Origin of the sequence: Candidimonas sp. SYP-B2681 (assembly GCF_003971065.1) — a bacterium.
Taxonomy (GTDB): Bacteria; Pseudomonadota; Gammaproteobacteria; order Burkholderiales; family Burkholderiaceae_B; genus Pollutimonas.
Genome location: NZ_RYDV01000024.1, coordinates 1 through 689, shown reverse-complemented (window position 1 = coordinate 689; position 689 = coordinate 1). Strand labels below are relative to the sequence as shown.

Genomic DNA, 689 nt, shown 5'->3' with positions numbered 1-689 from the left:
CCGACGATTTCGATTTCTTCGCCGACTTTCACGATACCGCGCTCGATACGACCGGTCACCACGGTGCCGCGACCCGAGATCGAGAACACGTCTTCCACCGGCATCAAGAAGGCGCCGTCAACGGCACGCTCTGGCGTAGGAATGTAGTTATCCAGCGCTTCGGCCAACTGCATGATGGCTTGCTTGCCCAGTGGGCCTTCGTCGCCTTCCAGCGCCAGCTTGGCCGAACCCTTGATGATCGGGGTATCGTCGCCAGGAAAGTCGTACTTCGAGAGCAGCTCGCGCACTTCCATTTCGACCAGTTCGAGCAACTCTTCGTCGTCGACCATGTCGGCTTTGTTCAGGAACACGATGATGTAAGGCACGCCAACCTGACGCGACAACAGGATGTGCTCACGCGTCTGGGGCATGGGGCCGTCAGCGGCCGATACCACCAGGATGGCGCCGTCCATTTGCGCCGCGCCCGTGATCATGTTCTTGACATAGTCAGCGTGGCCCGGGCAGTCGACGTGCGCGTAGTGGCGCGCTGTCGTTTCGTACTCGACGTGCGACGTGTTAATGGTGATGCCGCGTGCTTTTTCTTCAGGGGCCGCGTCAATTTGCGCGTAGCCTTTGGCTTCGCCGCCGAAGGCGGTGGCCAGCACTGTCGTGATCGCAGCCGTCAGCGTAGTCTTGCCGTGGTCAACGTG

1 protein-coding gene is annotated in these 689 nt (G+C 60.5%); it reads right to left on the bottom strand.

The annotated features are described in order from the left end of the window. Window positions 1–689 (bottom strand): GTP-binding protein (locus EKL30_RS18715; RefSeq protein ID WP_126708766.1); only part of this gene is annotated, 689 nt, incomplete at both ends.